Annotated in this window: 18 protein-coding genes; 3 read left to right on the top strand and 15 right to left on the bottom strand. The window is 57.8% G+C overall.

All coding sequences use genetic code 11. From position 1 onward, the window contains the following. Window positions 1-80: 80 nt before the first annotated feature. From yfcE to eat, 4 genes are all read right to left on the bottom strand, one after another. Complete coding sequence (gene yfcE / locus DDT56_RS10600; protein ID WP_136166421.1) at window positions 81-632, bottom strand: phosphodiesterase; 552 nt, start codon at window positions 630-632, stop codon at window positions 81-83. A 203-nt stretch (window positions 633-835) separates the two neighbouring features. Further along, window positions 836-1,630: an ethanolamine ammonia-lyase subunit EutC gene (gene eutC / locus DDT56_RS10595; protein ID WP_136166420.1), complete on the bottom strand. Its 795-nt coding sequence runs from the start codon at window positions 1,628-1,630 to the stop codon at window positions 836-838. Then, on the bottom strand, window positions 1,627-3,018 hold the full coding sequence (locus tag DDT56_RS10590) for an ethanolamine ammonia-lyase subunit EutB (protein WP_136166419.1): 1,392 nt from the start codon (window positions 3,016-3,018) through the stop codon (window positions 1,627-1,629). Before DDT56_RS10590 ends, eutC begins: the two co-directional genes overlap by 4 nt. A 75-nt stretch (window positions 3,019-3,093) precedes the next feature. Continuing rightward, a complete protein-coding gene (gene eat, locus DDT56_RS10585; protein ID WP_136166418.1) occupies window positions 3,094-4,479 on the bottom strand; it encodes an ethanolamine permease in 1,386 nt (461 codons plus the stop codon). 401 nt (window positions 4,480-4,880) lie between these two features. Here eat and yfcG point away from each other — a divergent pair, with 401 nt between their 5' ends. The 3 genes from yfcG (at window position 4,881) to DDT56_RS10570 (ending at window position 6,941) form a co-directional block, all read left to right on the top strand. After that, window positions 4,881-5,507, top strand: coding sequence for a GSH-dependent disulfide bond oxidoreductase (gene yfcG / locus DDT56_RS10580; RefSeq protein WP_136166417.1), 627 nt, complete (start codon window positions 4,881-4,883; stop codon window positions 5,505-5,507). Between the two features lie 82 nt (window positions 5,508-5,589). Beyond that, a complete protein-coding gene (gene folX, locus DDT56_RS10575) occupies window positions 5,590-5,967 on the top strand; it encodes a dihydroneopterin triphosphate 2'-epimerase (RefSeq protein ID WP_136166416.1) in 378 nt (125 codons plus the stop codon). Window positions 5,968-6,035: 68 nt separating this feature from the next. Next, window positions 6,036-6,941, top strand: a complete 906-nt coding sequence (locus DDT56_RS10570) for a TIGR01777 family oxidoreductase (protein ID WP_136166415.1) — start codon at window positions 6,036-6,038, stop codon at window positions 6,939-6,941. Window positions 6,942-6,963: 22 nt separating this feature from the next. On the opposite strand, the gene hisP is transcribed toward DDT56_RS10570, so the two are convergent. The 11 genes from hisP to DDT56_RS10510 form a co-directional block, all read right to left on the bottom strand. Further along, window positions 6,964-7,737: a histidine ABC transporter ATP-binding protein HisP gene (hisP, locus tag DDT56_RS10565; RefSeq protein WP_136166414.1), complete on the bottom strand. Its 774-nt coding sequence runs from the start codon at window positions 7,735-7,737 to the stop codon at window positions 6,964-6,966. 15 nt (window positions 7,738-7,752) lie between these two features. Continuing rightward, window positions 7,753-8,469 (bottom strand): ABC transporter permease, encoded by a 717-nt coding sequence (locus DDT56_RS10560; RefSeq protein WP_136166413.1) that lies wholly within the window; start codon window positions 8,467-8,469, stop codon window positions 7,753-7,755. After that, a complete protein-coding gene (locus DDT56_RS10555; protein WP_136166412.1) occupies window positions 8,462-9,151 on the bottom strand; it encodes a histidine ABC transporter permease HisQ in 690 nt (229 codons plus the stop codon). The genes DDT56_RS10560 and DDT56_RS10555 overlap by 8 nt, the downstream gene beginning before the upstream one ends. Window positions 9,152-9,328: 177 nt before the next feature. Continuing rightward, the gene (locus tag DDT56_RS10550; RefSeq protein WP_136166411.1) at window positions 9,329-10,108 is read right to left on the bottom strand and encodes a lysine/arginine/ornithine ABC transporter substrate-binding protein; all 780 of its coding nucleotides are present in this window, start codon (window positions 10,106-10,108) and stop codon (window positions 9,329-9,331) included. A 394-nt stretch (window positions 10,109-10,502) separates the two neighbouring features. Next, complete coding sequence (locus tag DDT56_RS10545) at window positions 10,503-11,072, bottom strand: UbiX family flavin prenyltransferase (protein WP_136166410.1); 570 nt, start codon at window positions 11,070-11,072, stop codon at window positions 10,503-10,505. 157 nt (window positions 11,073-11,229) lie between these two features. Then, complete coding sequence (purF, locus tag DDT56_RS10540) at window positions 11,230-12,747, bottom strand: amidophosphoribosyltransferase (protein ID WP_136166409.1); 1,518 nt, start codon at window positions 12,745-12,747, stop codon at window positions 11,230-11,232. Between the two features lie 32 nt (window positions 12,748-12,779). Then, entirely contained in the window at window positions 12,780-13,271 is a 492-nt protein-coding gene (gene cvpA / locus DDT56_RS10535; RefSeq protein ID WP_136166408.1) for a colicin V production protein, read from the bottom strand. A 158-nt stretch (window positions 13,272-13,429) separates the two neighbouring features. After that, window positions 13,430-14,140, bottom strand: coding sequence for a cell division protein DedD (gene dedD / locus DDT56_RS10530; protein ID WP_136166407.1), 711 nt, complete (start codon window positions 14,138-14,140; stop codon window positions 13,430-13,432). Then, on the bottom strand, window positions 14,130-15,398 hold the full coding sequence (folC, locus tag DDT56_RS10525; protein WP_136166406.1) for a bifunctional tetrahydrofolate synthase/dihydrofolate synthase: 1,269 nt from the start codon (window positions 15,396-15,398) through the stop codon (window positions 14,130-14,132). Before folC ends, dedD begins: the two co-directional genes overlap by 11 nt. Window positions 15,399-15,488: 90 nt before the next feature. Further along, entirely contained in the window at window positions 15,489-16,403 is a 915-nt protein-coding gene (gene accD, locus DDT56_RS10520; RefSeq protein ID WP_136166405.1) for an acetyl-CoA carboxylase, carboxyltransferase subunit beta, read from the bottom strand. Window positions 16,404-16,620: 217 nt separating this feature from the next. Further along, a complete protein-coding gene (locus DDT56_RS10510; RefSeq protein WP_136166403.1) occupies window positions 16,621-17,292 on the bottom strand; it encodes a DedA family protein in 672 nt (223 codons plus the stop codon). Window positions 17,293-17,318: the final 26 nt, after the last annotated feature.

Raw genomic sequence — 17,318 nt, 5'->3', positions numbered from 1 at the left:
TCTGAAACCCTTTAGTATTGGCGCGTTGCCGCGCGCGTCGGTATTGAATAATGGTGTGTTGCTGAGCGACCACCGCTAAATTAGTGGCTAATCGTCACTTGTGCAATAGGTTCCCCGCCTTGCAGCGGAAGAACCTGTAAGACGCCTTGCTCCAGCATCCCGTAGCTGGCGGGATAGCCGCCTTTGGGCAGGCTCGCCGAGCCGGGATTAAAATAGTATAGGTCACCCCGCTTCTCCGCCACGGGAATATGCGTATGACCGTAAACCAGCACGTCATCGGTATTTAACGGCGGAAGATTGTCGGGATGATAGAGATGGCCGTGGGTAAGGAAAAGTCGATTTTTCGGCAATAGCACATGTTGCCAAGGCGCCGTCACCGGGAAATCAAGCAGCATCTGATCCACCTCGCTGTCGCAGTTTCCCCGTACCGCAATGATACGCCGCGCATAGGCGTTCAGCCGGGCGGCGACATCCGCCGGCAGGTAGCGTTCAGGCAATGGATTTCGCGGACCGTGATTCAGAAAGTCACCCAGCAGGATCAACCACGCGGCGTCGCTTTGCTCAAAAATATCCAGCACCCGATCGGTGGCGGCCAAGGATCCGTGGATGTCTGAAGCAAACATTAATTTCATCGTTTATACCCTTCTCGCGTTGCAGTCGCCGCCTTGTCAAGGTTAAAACAGGGTCGACGGCGACTCCAGCGACTTTGGTTTGCGCCCCAAAGCACGTTATCAGTCATACCTCCCTAGTTTACCAAAGTTACGCCGCCGGTCTTACCCCGAATTCAGGATAAATCGCCCCGTCGCCGCAAGGCCGTTTGCACGCAGGTAAAGCGCTAGCGTGACGGCAACCCGACGGACGGCGGCGCGATGCGCCCGTGCAGCGCGGGATTATCGCTTTCGTCCTTAAGCCGAATCCCCGACAGGCGGCGCTGGAAGCACTGCTCCAGCAGCCAGGCCAGCTTAAAGGCGGCCTGGGGATAATCCAGCCCTTCGGGACGGATATTGGAAATACAGTTGCGTTCCGACTCCAGACGCCGGGTATGGGGCCCCCAGGTCAGATAAACGCTCAGGCTGTCCGGTGAAGAGAGCCCCGGCCGCTCGCCGATCAGAATGGCGACGGCCTTGGCCTGCAAACACTCGCCGATATCGTCTCCCAGCGCCACGCGCGACTGATGCGCCAGCACGACGGGCGCCAGGGAAAGCTCCAGACGGGAAAGATAAGGCAGCAGCGCCGCGATCAACGGCGCGGCCTGCCGATGCACCGCCTTGGAAGAGAGACCGTCGCCCACCACCAGCAGCAGATCGGCCGGCTTGACGGACGAGTCCCGCAGCAGCTCGCGGCTCTCATCGGCAAGCCGGCGCCCTAAATCGGGGCGGCAGAGATACTGCTCCCGGCTTGGCGCGGCGCTGCGCACCGTAAGGGTTTTCAGTCCCGCGCTTTCCAGGCGGCGAGCCAGCGTTTCACTGTCGAACGCCTGATGCACGGCATCGCGGGCCTGGGCGTGGGCCATGCCGAACTTCAACAGCTCCCCCGTCGGCATGCTGGCCCCGGTACGCCCCAGCGCGATGCGCGCGGCGGTAAACTCGCGCAGCGCCTCCCAGGGATTAGCGTGGATCACCTTACTCATGCGTTCTCCTCCAGATAGGGTTGATGCCGTAATAGCGGGTGCTGACTGCCGGCATCGCACAAGCGGCCCTGTGCGTCGATGATCCTCATCTGCTCCAGCCAGGCGCCGAATTCCGGCGCATGCTTCAGCCCCAGCAGTTCGCGGATGTAAAGGGCGTCATGGAAGGAGGTGCTCTGATAGTTGAGCATAATGTCGTCCGCGCCCGGAACGCCCATCAGAAACGTCAGCCCGGCATTGGCGAGCAGGGTCAGCAGCGTGTCCATATCATCCTGGTCGGCCTCCGCATGGTTGGTGTAGCACACATCGCATCCCAGCGGAACGCCCAGCAGCTTGCCGCAGAAATGATCCTCCAGCCCGGCGCGGATAATCTGTTTGCCGTCATACAGATATTCGGGACCGATAAAACCCACCACCGTATTCACCAGCAGCGGAGAGAAGCGACGGGCCACCGCATAGGCCCGCGCCTCGCAGGTTTGCTGATCCACTCCGTGATGCGCGTTGGCGGACAGGCAACTCCCCTGCCCGGTTTCAAAATACATTACGTTATTGCCCACCGTGCCGCGCTTCAGGCTTAATGCCGCCTGATGCGCTTCTTCCAGCGTGGCCAGATTAAAACCAAAGCCGGCGTTGGTGGCCTCGGTGCCGGCAATCGACTGGAACACCAGATCGACGGGAGCGCCCCGCTCCATCAGTTGCAGGGTATTGGTCACGTGCGTCAGCACGCAGGATTGCGTCGGGATGGCGAAACGGCTGATGACGTCATCCAGCATGTAGTTCAGCTTTTCCAGCAGCGGCAGGCTGTCGCTGGCGGGGTTGATGCCCACCACCGCATCGCCGCTGCCGTACAGCAGGCCATCCAGCATGCTTGCCGCGATGCCTTTCAGATCGTCGGTCGGGTGATTCGGCTGCAACCGCACGCTAATGTGCCCCGGCAGGCCGATGGTGTTGCGGAATCGGGTGGTGATGCGGCATTTTTTGGCCGCCAGGATCAGGTCCTGATTACGCATGATTTTACTGACGGCCGCCGCCATTTCCGGAGTGATGCCGGGGGCGACCCGGGCCAGCAGCGCGCTGTCGGTGCCTTCGCTTAACAGCCAGTTGCGAAAATCCCCCACCGTCAGATGAGCAATCGCGGCAAACGCCTTATGGTCATGCGTATCGATAATAAGCCGCGTCACCTCATCCTGTTCGTAAGGAATCAACGCCTGCCGTAGAAAGGTATCCAGCGGCAGATCGGCCAGCGCCATGCGCGCGGCCATACGTTCCTCGGCGCTTTGCGCCGCCACGCCGGCCAGAATATCGCCGGAACGCGCCGGCGACGCCTTGGCCATCAGCTCGCGCAGATCATTAAAACGGTAGCTGCGGTGACTCAGCGTAGTCTGATACATGCTTGCGCCTCAATGGTGTCGGCAACCACCCACTATCGGGATAACGGGCGGCTGTCCGGTGTTTAGATCCGTCGCTTACTTGGACGCCGTCAGCTGCGGGTCCAGCGCGGCGGCATCGCGCGATTCGCCGGTCAGGCGGAACCAGCCGTAGCCTAGCAGCATCATGACGGCGAAAATCGTCGCCAATAAGCTATTGTAATACACCATAGCCGCCAGACAGATTAGCGCCATCACCAGCGCAAACGCCGGGGCAAAGGGATACCAGGGCGCGCGAAACGGGCGGTGCAGCGCAGGTTCGCTGCGCCGCAGTTTAAACAGCGACGCCATTGAAGTGATATACATCACAATGGCGCCGAATACCGACATGGTGACGATATTGGCCGTCAGCGGCTGCCCGCCGATGGTGACCAGCGAATCAGAGAAAATGGCGGCGATGCCGACCACGCCTCCGGCCAGAATCGCCCGGTGAGGCGTACGGAATCGGGTATGGATGCGCGCCAGCGGCTTAGGCAGATAGCCCGCCCGCGCCAGCGCGAATATCTGCCGGGAATAGCCCATGATAATGCCGTGGAACGACGCAATCAGCCCGAACAGCCCGAGCCATACCAGCATATGCAGCCAGCCGCTGTTGCCGCCGACGATCAGCTTCATGGCCTGGGGCAGCGGATCGTTGATATTCGCCAGTTGACGCCAGTCTCCCACGCCGCCGGCAAACAGCATAACGCCCAGAGCCAGCAGGGTTAAGGTGAGGATGCCGCAGATAAAGGCGCGCGGAATGGTGCGGCGCGGATCTTTAGCCTCTTCGGCGGCCATTGCCGCGCCCTCTATCGCCAGAAAGAACCAGATGGCGAAGGGAATGGCGGCAAAAATGCCGGAGATCGCCAGCGAGCTGAACTCATCCGACCCCGCCCAGCCGGCGCGGGTGAAATGGCTCCATTCAAAACCCGGCGCCACCACGCCCATAAACACCAATAACTCAAAAATCGCCAGCAGGGTGACCAGCAGTTCAAAGGTGGCGGCGATGCCGACGCCCAGAATATTGAGCCCCATAAAAACAAGATAGGCGCCGACGGCGACCCATTTAGGGTCCAGCGCCGGAAACTGCACGTTCAGATAGGCGCCGATGGCCATTGAAATAGCCGGCGGGGCAAACACAAACTCGATCAGCGTGGCGAACCCGGCGATAAAACCGCCGGTCGGGCCAAAAGCGCGATAGGCGTAGGCGAACGGACCGCCGGCATGGGGTATCGAGGTGGTCAGCTCGGTGAAGCTGAAGATAAAGGCGCAATACATGGCGGCGATCGCCAAGGCGGTGATCAGGAACCCCAGCGTGCCGGCCTGCGCCCAGCCATAGCTCCAGCCGAAATATTCACCGGAAATCACCAAGCCGACGGCGATCCCCCATAAATGGAAACTGCCCAGGGTCCGTTTTAACCCCGGTTCCGCGTTGTTGCTTTTCATACATCCATCCCTTGATATCAATATATTATCCAGGGATATTGCAAAGAGCGTACCAGATGGCCGAAGAGAAAATTTGCCCGCGTCAGGCCGCTCGGCCGAACGACCGGTCGTCGTCTTGCGCACCGTGCCAAGACAGGCTGCACCACAATGCGGCATGCGACGCCTAATTTCAGGGCATGCACCATTGAGAGGCAAAACGCGCGGCCAATTCGACCGCCGCCCCTGTTTACGTCAGCTTGATCCGCGCCACAAGATTAACTCGGCGCCGCTTATTTTCCCGCCGCAGAAGTGGTAGGGTAATCTCCCGGCTTTTCAGAAACGCCACGTTAACCTGGCGGTTAATCCTGACCGAACGCAACGTGATCAATAGTCACGCAGTTCCAGCAACGGAGACGCTATTTATGATTGATCTCTATTACGCCCCTACCCCCAACGGGCATAAAATCACCCTTTTTCTTGAAGAGACGAATATTCCCTACCAGCTTCATCACGTTAATATCAGCACCGGCGAGCAGTTTAAGCCGGCGTTTCTGGCCATCTCTCCCAACAACAAGATCCCGGCGATCGTCGATCATCAGCCCGCCGATGGCGGCGCCGCCATCAGCCTGTTTGAGTCGGGGGCGATCCTGCTCTATCTGGCGGAAAAAAGCGGCGCCCTGCTGAGCCGGGATCTGCGCGAACGCACGGCGACGCTGCAATGGCTATTCTGGCAGGTCGCCGGCTTCGGCCCCATGCTGGGGCAAAACCACCACTTCAACCACTACGCGCCGCAGCCCGTTCCCTACGCCATTGAGCGTTATCAGCAGGAAACGCAGCGCTTATACCGCGTATTGGATAAACAGCTGCAGAAAAATCCCTGGCTGGCGGGTGAAAACTACAGTATCGCCGATATCGCCACCTATCCGTGGGTGGTCTCTTATGCCCGCCAACGTATCGATCTTGCCGACTATCCGGCGGTGAAAAGCTGGTATGAGCGGATTAACGCCCGTCCGGCCACGGAGCGCGCCTACAAATTGGCTGAGCGGTAATCATTCTGCTATTCATCCCATTCGGCCTTCGGTTATCTTCTGGTATGGTTAGCCAAACATCCATATCACCGAGGGCCGATGAATGCCACACAGTAATACCGATGCTATTATTCGTATAAAAAACCTGCGGTTACGCACGTTCATTGGAATTAAAGAAGAAGAGATCAATAACCGGCAGGATATTGTGGTCAACGTGACGATCCACTATCCGGCGGCGCGCGCGCGCCATAGCGAGAATATCGATGATGCGTTGAATTACCGCACGATCACCAAGAGTATTATTCGCCATATTGAGGACAACCGTTTTGCCCTGCTGGAAAAATTAACCCAGGATGTGCTTGATATCGCCAGCAATCATGACTGGATCACCTATGCTGAAGTTGAAGTGGATAAACCGTTCGCCCTGCGCTACGCCGACTCGGTCTCCATGACCATGCGCTATTACAAGGAATTACGCTAGCCGCGGCCCGTCAGGAAAAAGCCTTATGACATCCCCCTGGCCGGCATGGGTTCTCAATGAGGTAAGATATGCAATTATTAATTACCGGTGGAACCGGTCTTATCGGCCGCCATCTGATTGAACGATTACAGCTGCTTTCCCATCAGGTCACCGTATTGACCCGCGATCCCGAACGCGCCCGGAAACGACTGGGCGATAAGGTGGAATACTGGTCGACGCTGAACAATAAAACCGCGCTGAACGATTTCGATGGCGTGATTAACCTGGCGGGCGAGCCGATCGCCGACAAACGCTGGACTCCGCAGCAGAAACAGCGCCTGAGCCAGAGCCGCTGGAGTATTACCGAACGGCTCGCCAACCTGATTAACGCCAGCAGCGAACCGCCCGCCGTTTTTATCTCCGGATCCGCCGTGGGCTATTACGGCGATCAGGGGGCGGCGCTGGTGACGGAGGATGAAACCCCCGCCAACGAGTTCACCCATCACCTGTGCGCCCGCTGGGAAGCGCTGGCGCAGTCCGCCGAGAGCGATAAAACCCGCGTCTGCCTGTTGCGCACCGGCATCGTCCTCTCCGCGCAGGGCGGCGCGCTGGCCAAGATGTTACCGCTATTCCGTCTGGGCCTTGGCGGCCCGCTGGGGTCCGGAAAACAGTACATGCCGTGGATTCATCTCGACGATATGGTGAACGGGATTATTTATTTGCTGGATAACAATGTGCTTAGCGGCCCGTTCAATATGGTGTCGCCCTATCCGGTGCGCAACGAGCAGTTTTCGGCCATGCTGGCGCAGGTGCTGAATCGACCGGGATTGCTGCGCGCTCCCGCCTGGGCCATCAAGCTGCTGTTGGGGGAAGCCGCCACGCTGGCGCTGGGCGGGCAGCGGGCCATTCCGCAGCGGCTGGAGGCGGCGGGCTTCGGCTTTCGCTTTTTTGAACTGGAAGAGGCGCTGCGGGACGTGACGAAAAAAACCGGCTGACGTAACGCCAGCCGGAACGAAATTATTTCAGGGTCCCCGACAGGAACTGCTGTAGGCGGGGGCTTTTGGGGCTGCCGAACAGCGCATCCGGCGGCCCTTCTTCTTCAATCACGCCCTGATGCAGAAAAATCACATGGCTGGAAACGTGGCGCGCAAACTCCATTTCATGGGTGACCACCACCATCGTTTTCCCCTCTTCCGCCAGCTGCTGCATAATACGCAACACCTCGCCCACCAGCTCCGGATCCAGCGCGGAGGTGGGTTCGTCGAATAGCAGCACTTCCGGCTCCATCGCCAGCGCCCGCGCGATCGATACCCGCTGCTGCTGTCCGCCGGAGAGATTGGCGGGGTATTTACTTTGCGCTTCCCCGGTGATGCCCACTTTATCCAGATAAAACGTTGCGCGCTGGCGCGCCTCGGCCTTACTCAGCCCCAATACCTGAACCGGCGCCTCCATCACGTTTTCCAGCGCGGTCATAAAGCTCCACAGGTTAAAATGCTGAAACACCATCGTCAGACGGGTACGCAGCATCTGCAGCTGTTTTTTATCGAATACCTTCAACTGACCGTCGTTATCGCGCACCATGCGGATTTCCTGGTCGTTGACATAGATGGTCCCTTCGCAGGGTTTTTCCAAAAAGTTGATGCAGCGCAGCAGGGTGCTTTTGCCGGAGCCGGACGATCCGATAATCGAAATCACATCCCCGGCGTGAGCCTGTAGCGAAATGCCCTTCAGCACTTCATGCTGACCATAACGTTTATGCAGATCCGTCACCATCAGCTGATTATTCGACATACTCTGTTCCTGGTTTTAATGGGATGAACGGGTATCAAGATGGCGTAACCAGCGCTGTTCCGCTTTTCTGAACAACCCGATTAACGCAAAAGAAACCGCCAGATAGATCGCCGCGGCGATGCCGAAGGCGTGAAACGGCTGGTAGGTTGCGGCATTGATGTCGCGGGCGATTTTCAGAATATCCGGCACCGTGACGGTAAACGCCAGCGCCGTGGAGTGCAGCATCAGGATCACTTCATTGCTGTAGGCCGGCAGCGCAATCCGCAACGCGCCGGGTAAAATAATGCAGCGATACTGCTTAAAGCGCGAAAAACCGTAGGCTCTGGCCGCTTCAATCTCGCCGTGGGGAACCGAGCGGATGGCGCCGGCGAAAATCTCCGTGGTGTAGGCGCAGGTATTTAACGTCAGCGCCAGAATGGCGCAATTGAGGCCGCTACGGAAAAAGGCATTCAACAGATCGCTGCCGCGCACCATTTCCAGGCTGTAAACGCCGGAGTAAAAAACCAGCAGCTGCACATACAGCGGCGTGCCGCGGAACACATAGGTAAACAGCCAGACCGGCAGGCTGAATCGCCGTCTGGGCGACACCCGGGCCACCGCCAGCGGCAGCGCCAGCATACCGCCGATAACCACCGAAGAAATCAGCAGCCACATGGTCATCGCCAACCCGGTAAGGCGATAGCCGTCGCTCCACAGCAGGGGCTGCCAGTATTGTTGCAGGATCTCACTCATAGCTTATTTTTTTGACTCCCGCCGAATAGTGTTTTTCCAGCCACCACAGCACGCCGTTGGAAATGGTGGTAAAGATCAGATACATCGCCCCGGCGACCAGCGCGAAATAAAACGGCTCATGGGCGCCTTTGCCCGCCAGCTGCGTGGCCTTAATCACATCGTTCAGACCGAGCAGCGACACCAGCGCGGTGGCCTTCAGGATCACCTGCCAGTTATTGCCGATGCCCGGCAAGGCGAAGCGCATCATCGAGGGAAACAGTATGCGGCGAAATACTTTCAGCGGAGAAAAACCAAACGCCACCGCCGCTTCAATCTGACCGGGAGGCACCGCCAGATAGGCGCCGCGGAAGGTCTCGGTAAAATAGGCGCCATAGATAAAACCCAGGGTGATAATCCCCGCCGTAAGCGGATCGATATCTATCTGGCCGACCCCAAGCGCTTCCGTTACGCCGTTCAGCGCGATCTGCAGGCCGTAAAAAATCAACAGCATCAGCACCAGATCGGGCACGCCGCGGATCAGCGTGGTATAGCAGGAGAAACATCCCGACAGCAGCCGATTGGCGGACAGCTTGGCGCCGGCGCCGATCAGCCCGATGACCAACGCCAGCAGCAGCGAACTCACCGCCAGCTCCAGCGTCATCGCCGCGCCATCCAGAATTAATTGCGAGTAGCCATACAGCATTGCTCATATCCGTTAAGAGTAAAATGGAGGTTAACCGCCAGGCATTGCGGTGTGACGGGCTTCCTGAATCCGTCGGGCGGGCCTTTGCCGGCGTTATGCCCGCGCGGGCGGGCATCCTGATAAACCGCGGCCTGACGTCGCGGTTTATCAGCGTCCTAAACGACCAATAACGGAGACTTAGCCGCCGTAGACATCAAAATCGAAGTATTTTTTCGCCAGGGTATCGTAGGTGCCGTCTTTGCGCATTTCCTCAAAGGCCTTATCCAGCGCGGCCTTCAGCTCGGTGTCCGCTTTGCGCAGCCCGATGCCGGTCCCGACGCCGAAATATTTGTCATCTTTTACCGCCGGGCCGGCAAACGCATAATCCTTGCCGATAGCCAGCTTCAGGAAACCTTCGCTGCCCGCCACCTCATCCTGAAACGCGGCATCGATGCGCCCCGCGGTCAGGTCGGCGTAGATTAGGTCCTGATTCTGGTAGGCGACGACGTCGATGCCTTTCGGTTGCCAGTATGCGTTGGCGTAGGATTCCTGCGTGGTGCCCTGCAATACGCCGACGCGTTTACCGCCCAGAGATGCCGTCGTCGGTTCAATCCCGGCGTCTTTTTTGGCGATCAGACGGGCATTGGCGGCGTAAAGTTTTTCAGTAAAGGCAATTTCCTGCTGACGTTTTTCGGTGATGGAGAGCGAAGAGATAATGGCGTCGATTTTTTTCGCTTTCAGCGACGGAATCAACGCATCAAAGTCGCTTTCAACAAAGGTACAGTTAGCCGCGATGCGCTGGCATAACTCTTTGGTCAGGTCGATATCAAACCCAACCAGTTCGCCGCTGCTGTTTTTAGACTCAAAGGGAGCGTAAGTGGGATCGGTGCCGAATTTAATATTCTTGGGAATGTCGGCCATGGCGCTTCCTGCGGCCAGAATGAATGCCAGCGGTAAAACTTTTATCAGTTTTTTCATATTGCTACCTTTGCCAATAAGTGATTGAAGGTCAAATGTGGTGCGTCGATGTCAGAGCGATTTTTTGCTTTAAAAACGGTTAGCTGTTTTCCACTGCGGAACATTGCAGTTTTCATGCCAAAAGAAGAAAGTCGCATCAACTACCTCACCGGACGGATATAACGCGCGACAATCTAAATAACCATTTGATTTATAGTTTTTTTATTCCATTATCTCGCATAAAAAACCGCCGCGCGACATCACACGACGGTAAACGCGGCGCCCTTAATGCACAATTTCAGGGCGCCAATGCAATAAAATGGTGCATCACCAGGAAAAAGCCCCATAACGGGGCATCTTCGTCATTTCACCCCTTTCCCCGGCGGCCGGTCGGCGCACGAAAAACAGGCCGCCGTCACGCCCCCTGCCAGCGGGTAAACAGATCCTGCGGCAGCGCAATATCAAACTGGTCGAGCACGCGGTTTACCGTCTGATCGACAATATCCTGCACCGTTTTCGGGCGATGATAAAAAGCGGGCACCGGCGGCATAATAACCGCCCCCAGCTCCACCGCCTGGGTCATGATGCGCAGATGTCCCAGATGCAGCGGCGTTTCACGCACGCAAAGCACCAGCGGGCGACGCTCTTTCAGCACCACGTCCGCCGCCCGCGTCAGCAAAGTGTCGCTGTAGCTATGGGCGATCCCCGACAGGGTTTTGATCGAGCAGGGCAAAATCACCATTCCCGCCGTCTTGAACGATCCGGAAGAGAGGCTGGCGGCGATATCGCGCGTATCGTGCACCACATCCGCCAGCGCCTGAACCTCGCGCAGGGTGAAATCAGACTCCAGCGGCAGCGTCTGCCGCGCCGCCTGACTGATAATCAGATGGGTTTCTATTCCCTCAACCGCCTGTAGCACCTGCAGCAGGCGGACGCCGTAAATCACGCCGCTGGCGCCGGAAATGCCAATAATAAGTCGTTTCATCAATACTGCCTCTGGACTGAGCGCGCCTGATGCTCAACGCGAATAACGGATCTGCGCTGACTTTGCCGCATCGGCGGGCGATAGGCAAGAATAAGAAAAGGGAAGCGCGCCCGAACGCACTCCCCTTTTCGTTATCGCGTTAAAAGATTTTCAGCGCTCAACCTTCGTTGTGCAACTCCAGATCTTCCACTTCGCTCTGGCTGCGCAGCGCTTTGGCGTCGTCATTGCGCAGCACTTCCAGATAATCCAGATAACCCTGATCGACGTCCTTGGTCACATAGATCCCGTTGAATACCGAGCATTCAAACTGGGTGATATCCGGATTATCCTCGCGGGCCGCGGCGATCAGATCGTCCAGGTCCTGGAAAATCAGCGCATCCGCGCCAATAAGCTGGCGGATCTCCTCCACTTCGCGGCCGTGGGCAATCAGTTCATTTACGCTCGGCATATCAATGCCGTACACGTTGGGGAAGCGGATTTCCGGCGCCGCCGACGCCAGATAGACCCGTTTGGCTCCCGCCTCGCGCGCCATCTCGACAATCTGCTCCGAGGTGGTGCCGCGCACGATGGAGTCATCCACCAGCAGCACGTTTTTATCACGGAACTCGGCGCGGTTGGCGTTCAGCTTGCGACGCACGGATTTACGGCGCGCCTGCTGCCCCGGCATGATAAAGGTACGGCCCACATAGCGGTTTTTGACGAATCCCTGGCGATACGGCTTATCAATGATGCGCGCGATTTCCAGCGCGATGTCGCAGGAGGTCTCGGGAATGGGGATCACCACGTCGATATCGAGATCTTCCCACTGGCGCGCGATCTTCTCGCCCAGCTTCTGCCCCATGCGCACGCGGGCGCTATACACGGAAATTTTATCGATAAACGAGTCCGGGCGCGCAAAGTAAACGTACTCGAACAGACAAGGGTTGCTCTTCGGGTTCTCGGCGCACTGGCAGGTAAACAGCTGCCCTTTCTCGGTGATGTAGATCGCCTCGCCCGGCGCCACGTCGCGCAGGAATTCAAAACCCAGCGTATCCAGCGCCACGCTTTCCGACGCCACTATATATTCGCTGCGGCCGTCTTCCAGATCGCGTTTACCGATAACCAGAGGGCGGATGCCGTTGGGATCGCGGAACGCCACCATACCGTGGCCGATAATCATGCTCACGCAGGCATAGGCGCCGCGAATCTGCTGATGCGTGGCGGCAACGGCGGCAAAAATATTATCGGCTTCCAGCGGATAGTGCTGAAAACGGTCCAGCTCTCTGGCAAAAATATTCAGCAGAATTTCCGAATCGGAGGTGGTGTTGACATGGCGACGCTCCTGTTCGAACAGCTTTTTACGCAGTTCGTGAGCGTTGGTCAGATTACCGTTATGCGCCAGGGTGATGCCGAACGGCGAGTTAACGTAGAAAGGCTGCGCTTCGGAGGCGCTGGAACTGCCCGCGGTAGGGTAACGCACATGACCGATGCCCATATTGCCTTGCAAACGTTGCATGTGCCGTGCTTCGAACACATCCTTCACCAGGCCGTTGGCCTTGCGCAGGCGAAAACAGTTTAAGGCATCAATGGTTATGATGCCTGCGGCATCCTGCCCACGGTGCTGCAACACCGTTAACGCGTCATAAATCGACTGGTTGACCGGTGTAAAACCGGCGATACCGACAATACCGCACATGGTGTCTTTTCCTCATCAGCGCTATCGCAGCTCTATATATGCTGCGGCAAGAAACTTGACGTGCTTTGCAGGTAGTCAAAAAACCACCTGATAATATAACTGAACTGCGGAACTAACTGGGACTGCTTCCAATCGTCGCTCTGTGAAAAACCGGTAAAGGTATCCAGAAAGAAGAGCAGCGCGGAGACAATCAATACGCCGCGCAGCGCCCCAAAACAGACGCCCAATACGCGATCGGTGCCCGACAATCCGGTGCGTTCGACCAAAGAACCGATCACATAGTTGACAATAGCACCCACAATCAAGGTCGCAATAAACAGAATGGCAATGGCGATGCCGTTGCGGACCAGTTCGTCATCAAAGCGGGTGAAATACACCGCCAGATAAGCGTAGTAATGGCTGGCGACAAAAAACGCGCATCCCCAGGTCACCAGCGACAACGCTTCACGTATAAATCCCCGGATCAGGCTGACCAGAGCCGAAAATCCGATGATGCCAATAATGACGTAATCAACCCAAACCATGAGCCATCCTAATAATGAACGATGCCAACCGCCCGGCCGCCGCGTCATCCTGTTCGCGGCGAATTCTAACAGAAAAAGAAAACGTTTGCGTAGCGTATTTCCGCCGATTTTATCAATCGGCGGGCAGCGCAAAAACCGCCCGCCGGCTCGTTAATCCTTTAACGCACGCTGTACGATCTGACCTGACCGCTCAATCCGCTGAGCCGCTGTAAATCCGCCAGCGAGGACTGCAGCTTCTGTTTTGACGCGTCCGGCCCGACATAAATACGGGTTATCTGCCCCGCCACCGGGGTGGCCGGTACGGTATAGGCGCGATAGCCGGAAAGACGCAGCTTGGCGACAATCTCATTCACCTTGTCGGCGTTTTTCAGTGCGCCAAGCTGTACCACATAGGCTTGCCCGGCGGGCGCCTGTTGCGCGGGCCTGGTCTCCGGTTTGGCTTCAGGCTTCGGTTCCGCTTTAGGTTCAGATTTGGGTTTCACTTCCGCTTTCGGCTGCGGCTTGAGTTCACTGGGCGCCGTCGGGCGCTCAACCACCGCCGGCGGCGCGATCGCCGCCGGGGGAGCCGTCGTGGCCGGAGGCGGGCTTTCCGGCTGGGCGCTTCCCGCGGGAGTTTCAGCATCGGAAACCGGGTTCTTATCCTCCATGGCGGACGCCGCCCCTTCCGGCGGCTGGCTGGGCAACGGCTGGTTCAGCGTCGGCAACGCTTCCATTTCGTTGCTGTCGCCCGGTTTGGGAACCAGCGGGATAGCCGCGAACTCATCGGCATAATGCTTTTTATTGCCGTCCAGCAGACCGGGCAGCACAATAACGCCCAGCGCGACCAGAACGATCGTGCCGACCAAACGGTTCTGAAATTTACTCGCCATACGCTTGCCCCTCATCCAGCGCTTCCATGACCTGCGCTACCGTATGAAAAGATCCACACACAATGACGATATCCTGTTCCGCCGACTCGGACATCGCCTGGCGCCAGGCGGCGGGCACGTCTGCGAACTGCCGGCAATGCTCCAGATATTGCGCCACCTGCCCCGCAGTGGCGCCGCGCGGGACGTCCAGCGGCGCGCAATACCATTCGTCCACCTGCGGCGTTAAATGGCGCAGCGTGCCGCCGATGTCTTTATCCGCCAGCATACCGACCACCGCGCGGACTTTCCCGCCCTGAGGCAGCATCGCCAGGCGGCTCGCCAGATAAGCGGCGGCGTGGGGGTTATGGGCCACGTCCAGAATCAGCAGCGGTTTCTCGCCGACAATCTGGAAACGGCCGGGCAGTGCGGCCTGGGATAATCCCTGGCGAATCGCCTCTTCGCTGACGTTCAAAGGCGAATAGTTCAGCGCGCTCAAGGCGCTGGCCGCATTGGCCAACGGCACATGCGGCAGCGGCAGCCCCGACAGCTCGCGCTGCTTATTCTGCCAGCTCCATCCGTCGCGCTGTATGGAGAAATCCCAGTCGCGGCCGCGGCGCAGCAACACCGCGCCCTGTTCAGCGGCCACCTGCGCAATCGAGCCGGGCATATCAGGTTCGCCGACCACCGCGGGTTTGCCGGCGCGGAAGATGCCCGCCTTTTCCCGGCCGATGCTGTCGCGGTCCTTACCCAGCCAGTCGGTATGGTCCAGCGCGATGCTGGTGACCACGGCGACGTCCGCATCGACGATATTGGTGGCGTCAAGGCGTCCGCCCAACCCCACTTCCAGAATCGCCACGTCCAGTTGCGCCTGCTTAAACAGCCGCAGCGCGGCCAGGGTGCCGAATTCGAAATAGGTGAGCGACACATCGCCCCGCCCGGCTTCAATCTCCGCGAATGCCTGACAGTGCCGCGCTTCGGGCAGCTCTTTGCCCTGAATCCTCACCCGCTCGGTGTAGCGCAGCAAATGAGGAGAGCTATAAACGCCCACCCGCAGTCCCGCCGCCAGCAGTATCGACTCCAGGGTACAGCAGGTCGTGCCCTTGCCGTTGGTCCCTGCGACGGTAAATACCACGCCGGCGGGCTGTAACAATTGAAGATTCTCGGCCACCTGCCTGACGCGCTCCAGTCCCAAATCAATGGCCTGGGCGTGCAGGTGCTCCAGATAATGAAGCCACGTGACCAAAGGCGACGTGGCTTGGGGTACTTGAAGATTATCCATGAGTCCCGTTCACTGGCTTACGGTTCATTTTATACAGGAAGCATGGCTGCCGTTCGGTGCATCGCTCACGCTTCCTGTTCATTGGTTCGGTTATACTTCATCCTGTGATTCGGAGGGGGTATCGTGACTCTCCTCCACCACGTCGCCGCCGGGTTCCGGATGATTGGTCAACTTGGCGAGGATCGTCGCCAGTTTATAACGCATATCCGGGCGGCGGACGATCATGTCGATAGCGCCCTTCTCAATCAGGAATTCGCTGCGCTGGAAGCCCGGCGGCAGTTTTTCACGCACCGTTTGCTCGATCACCCGCGGACCGGCAAAGCCGATCAGCGCCTTGGGTTCGGCGATATTCAGATCGCCCAGCATGGCCAGACTGGCGGAGACTCCGCCCATGGTCGGGTCGGTCAGCACTGAAATGTAGGGCAGGCCGCGGTCGCGCATTTTTGCCAGCGCGGCGCTGGTTTTCGCCATCTGCATCAGCGACATCAGCGCTTCCTGCATCCGGGCGCCGCCGCTGGCGGAGAAGCAGACCAGCGGGCAGCCGTCTTCCAGCGCCTGCTCGACGGCGCGGACGAAACGCGCGCCGACTACCGAGGCCATCGAACCGCCCATAAAGGAAAATTCAAAAGAGGCCGCGACAATCGGCATACCGTACAGCGTGCCTTTCATAACGATCAGGGCGTCTTTTTCATCAGACTGCTTTTGCGCGGCGGCCAGGCGATCTTTGTATTTTTTGGAATCGCGGAATTTCAGGATATCTTTCGGTTCCAGTTCGCTGCCCAGCTCCACCGTCCCTTCCTTATCCAGGAAAGCCTGCAGGCGCGCGCGCGCGGAGAGGCGCATATGGTGATCGCACTTGGGGCACACTTCCAGATTTCGTTCCAGCTCGGCGCGATAAAGAACCTGGCCGCAGCTATCGCATTTCGTCCAGACCCCTTCAGGAATGTTCGCTTTACGGGTCGGAGTGATATTGCTTTTGTTAAGAATTCGTTCAATCCAGCTCATTGATAACCTTTCTGCTTGAACCTGGCAAACGCCAGTCCGCTGTTCATATATTCCTTGACGACGCTGCCGCTTAAAATATGCCCGGAACGCGCTTTGCCGGCGTTACCGAAGCATCGGCGCCAAGGATTGTTCCCGTGAACAGACCATAAATGCTGCCCATTAAACCATAACGCTCCGGTACTGTGGATAAAAAACTGGTCGAACCGGAGGTTAAAACTCACTTCATTTGTTTTACATCGCCGCGCGCGGCGGCTCTTCTGTGCCGTACGATTTCAATTACGCCGGGCAGAATGGAGACCAGGATAATCGCCACGATCAGCAGCTTCAGGTTTTCCTGCACCACCGGCAAATCGCCAAACAGATAGCCCGCATAGGTAAACAGCAGAACCCATAGCAAAGCGCCCGTTACATTATAGAACGCGAAGTGGCGGTAACTCATATGTCCCATTCCCGCCACAAACGGCGCAAATGTTCTCACAATAGGAACAAAGCGCGCCAGAATTATTGTTTTGCCGCCGTGGCGGGCATAAAACTGATGCGTTTTATCCAGATAGCTGCGGCGGAAAATTTTTGAATCCGGGTTACTGAACAGCTTTTCCCCAAACAGGCGGCCGATGGTGTAATTCACCGCATCGCCGAGGATGGCCGCCACCAGCATCAGGAAAACCATCAGGTGCACATCCAGCGCGTTGGACGGCAGCGCGGCCAGGGCGCCGGCGACAAACAGCAAAGAATCTCCCGGCAAAAACGGCGTGACCACCAGCCCGGTCTCACAAAACAAAATCAAAAACAGAATGGCATAAATCCAGACGCCGTATTGCGCCACCAATTCCGCCAGATGAACGTCAATATGCAGGATAAAATCAATGATAAAGCGTATAAATTCCATAAAACATCTCTCTTGATGTCGCCTTT

The organism is Brenneria corticis, assembly GCF_003115855.1.
GTDB lineage: Bacteria > Pseudomonadota > Gammaproteobacteria > Enterobacterales > Enterobacteriaceae > Brenneria > Brenneria corticis.
The sequence above is the reverse complement of the archived record's forward strand: the minus strand, read 5'-3'. Positions and strand labels throughout refer to the sequence as shown.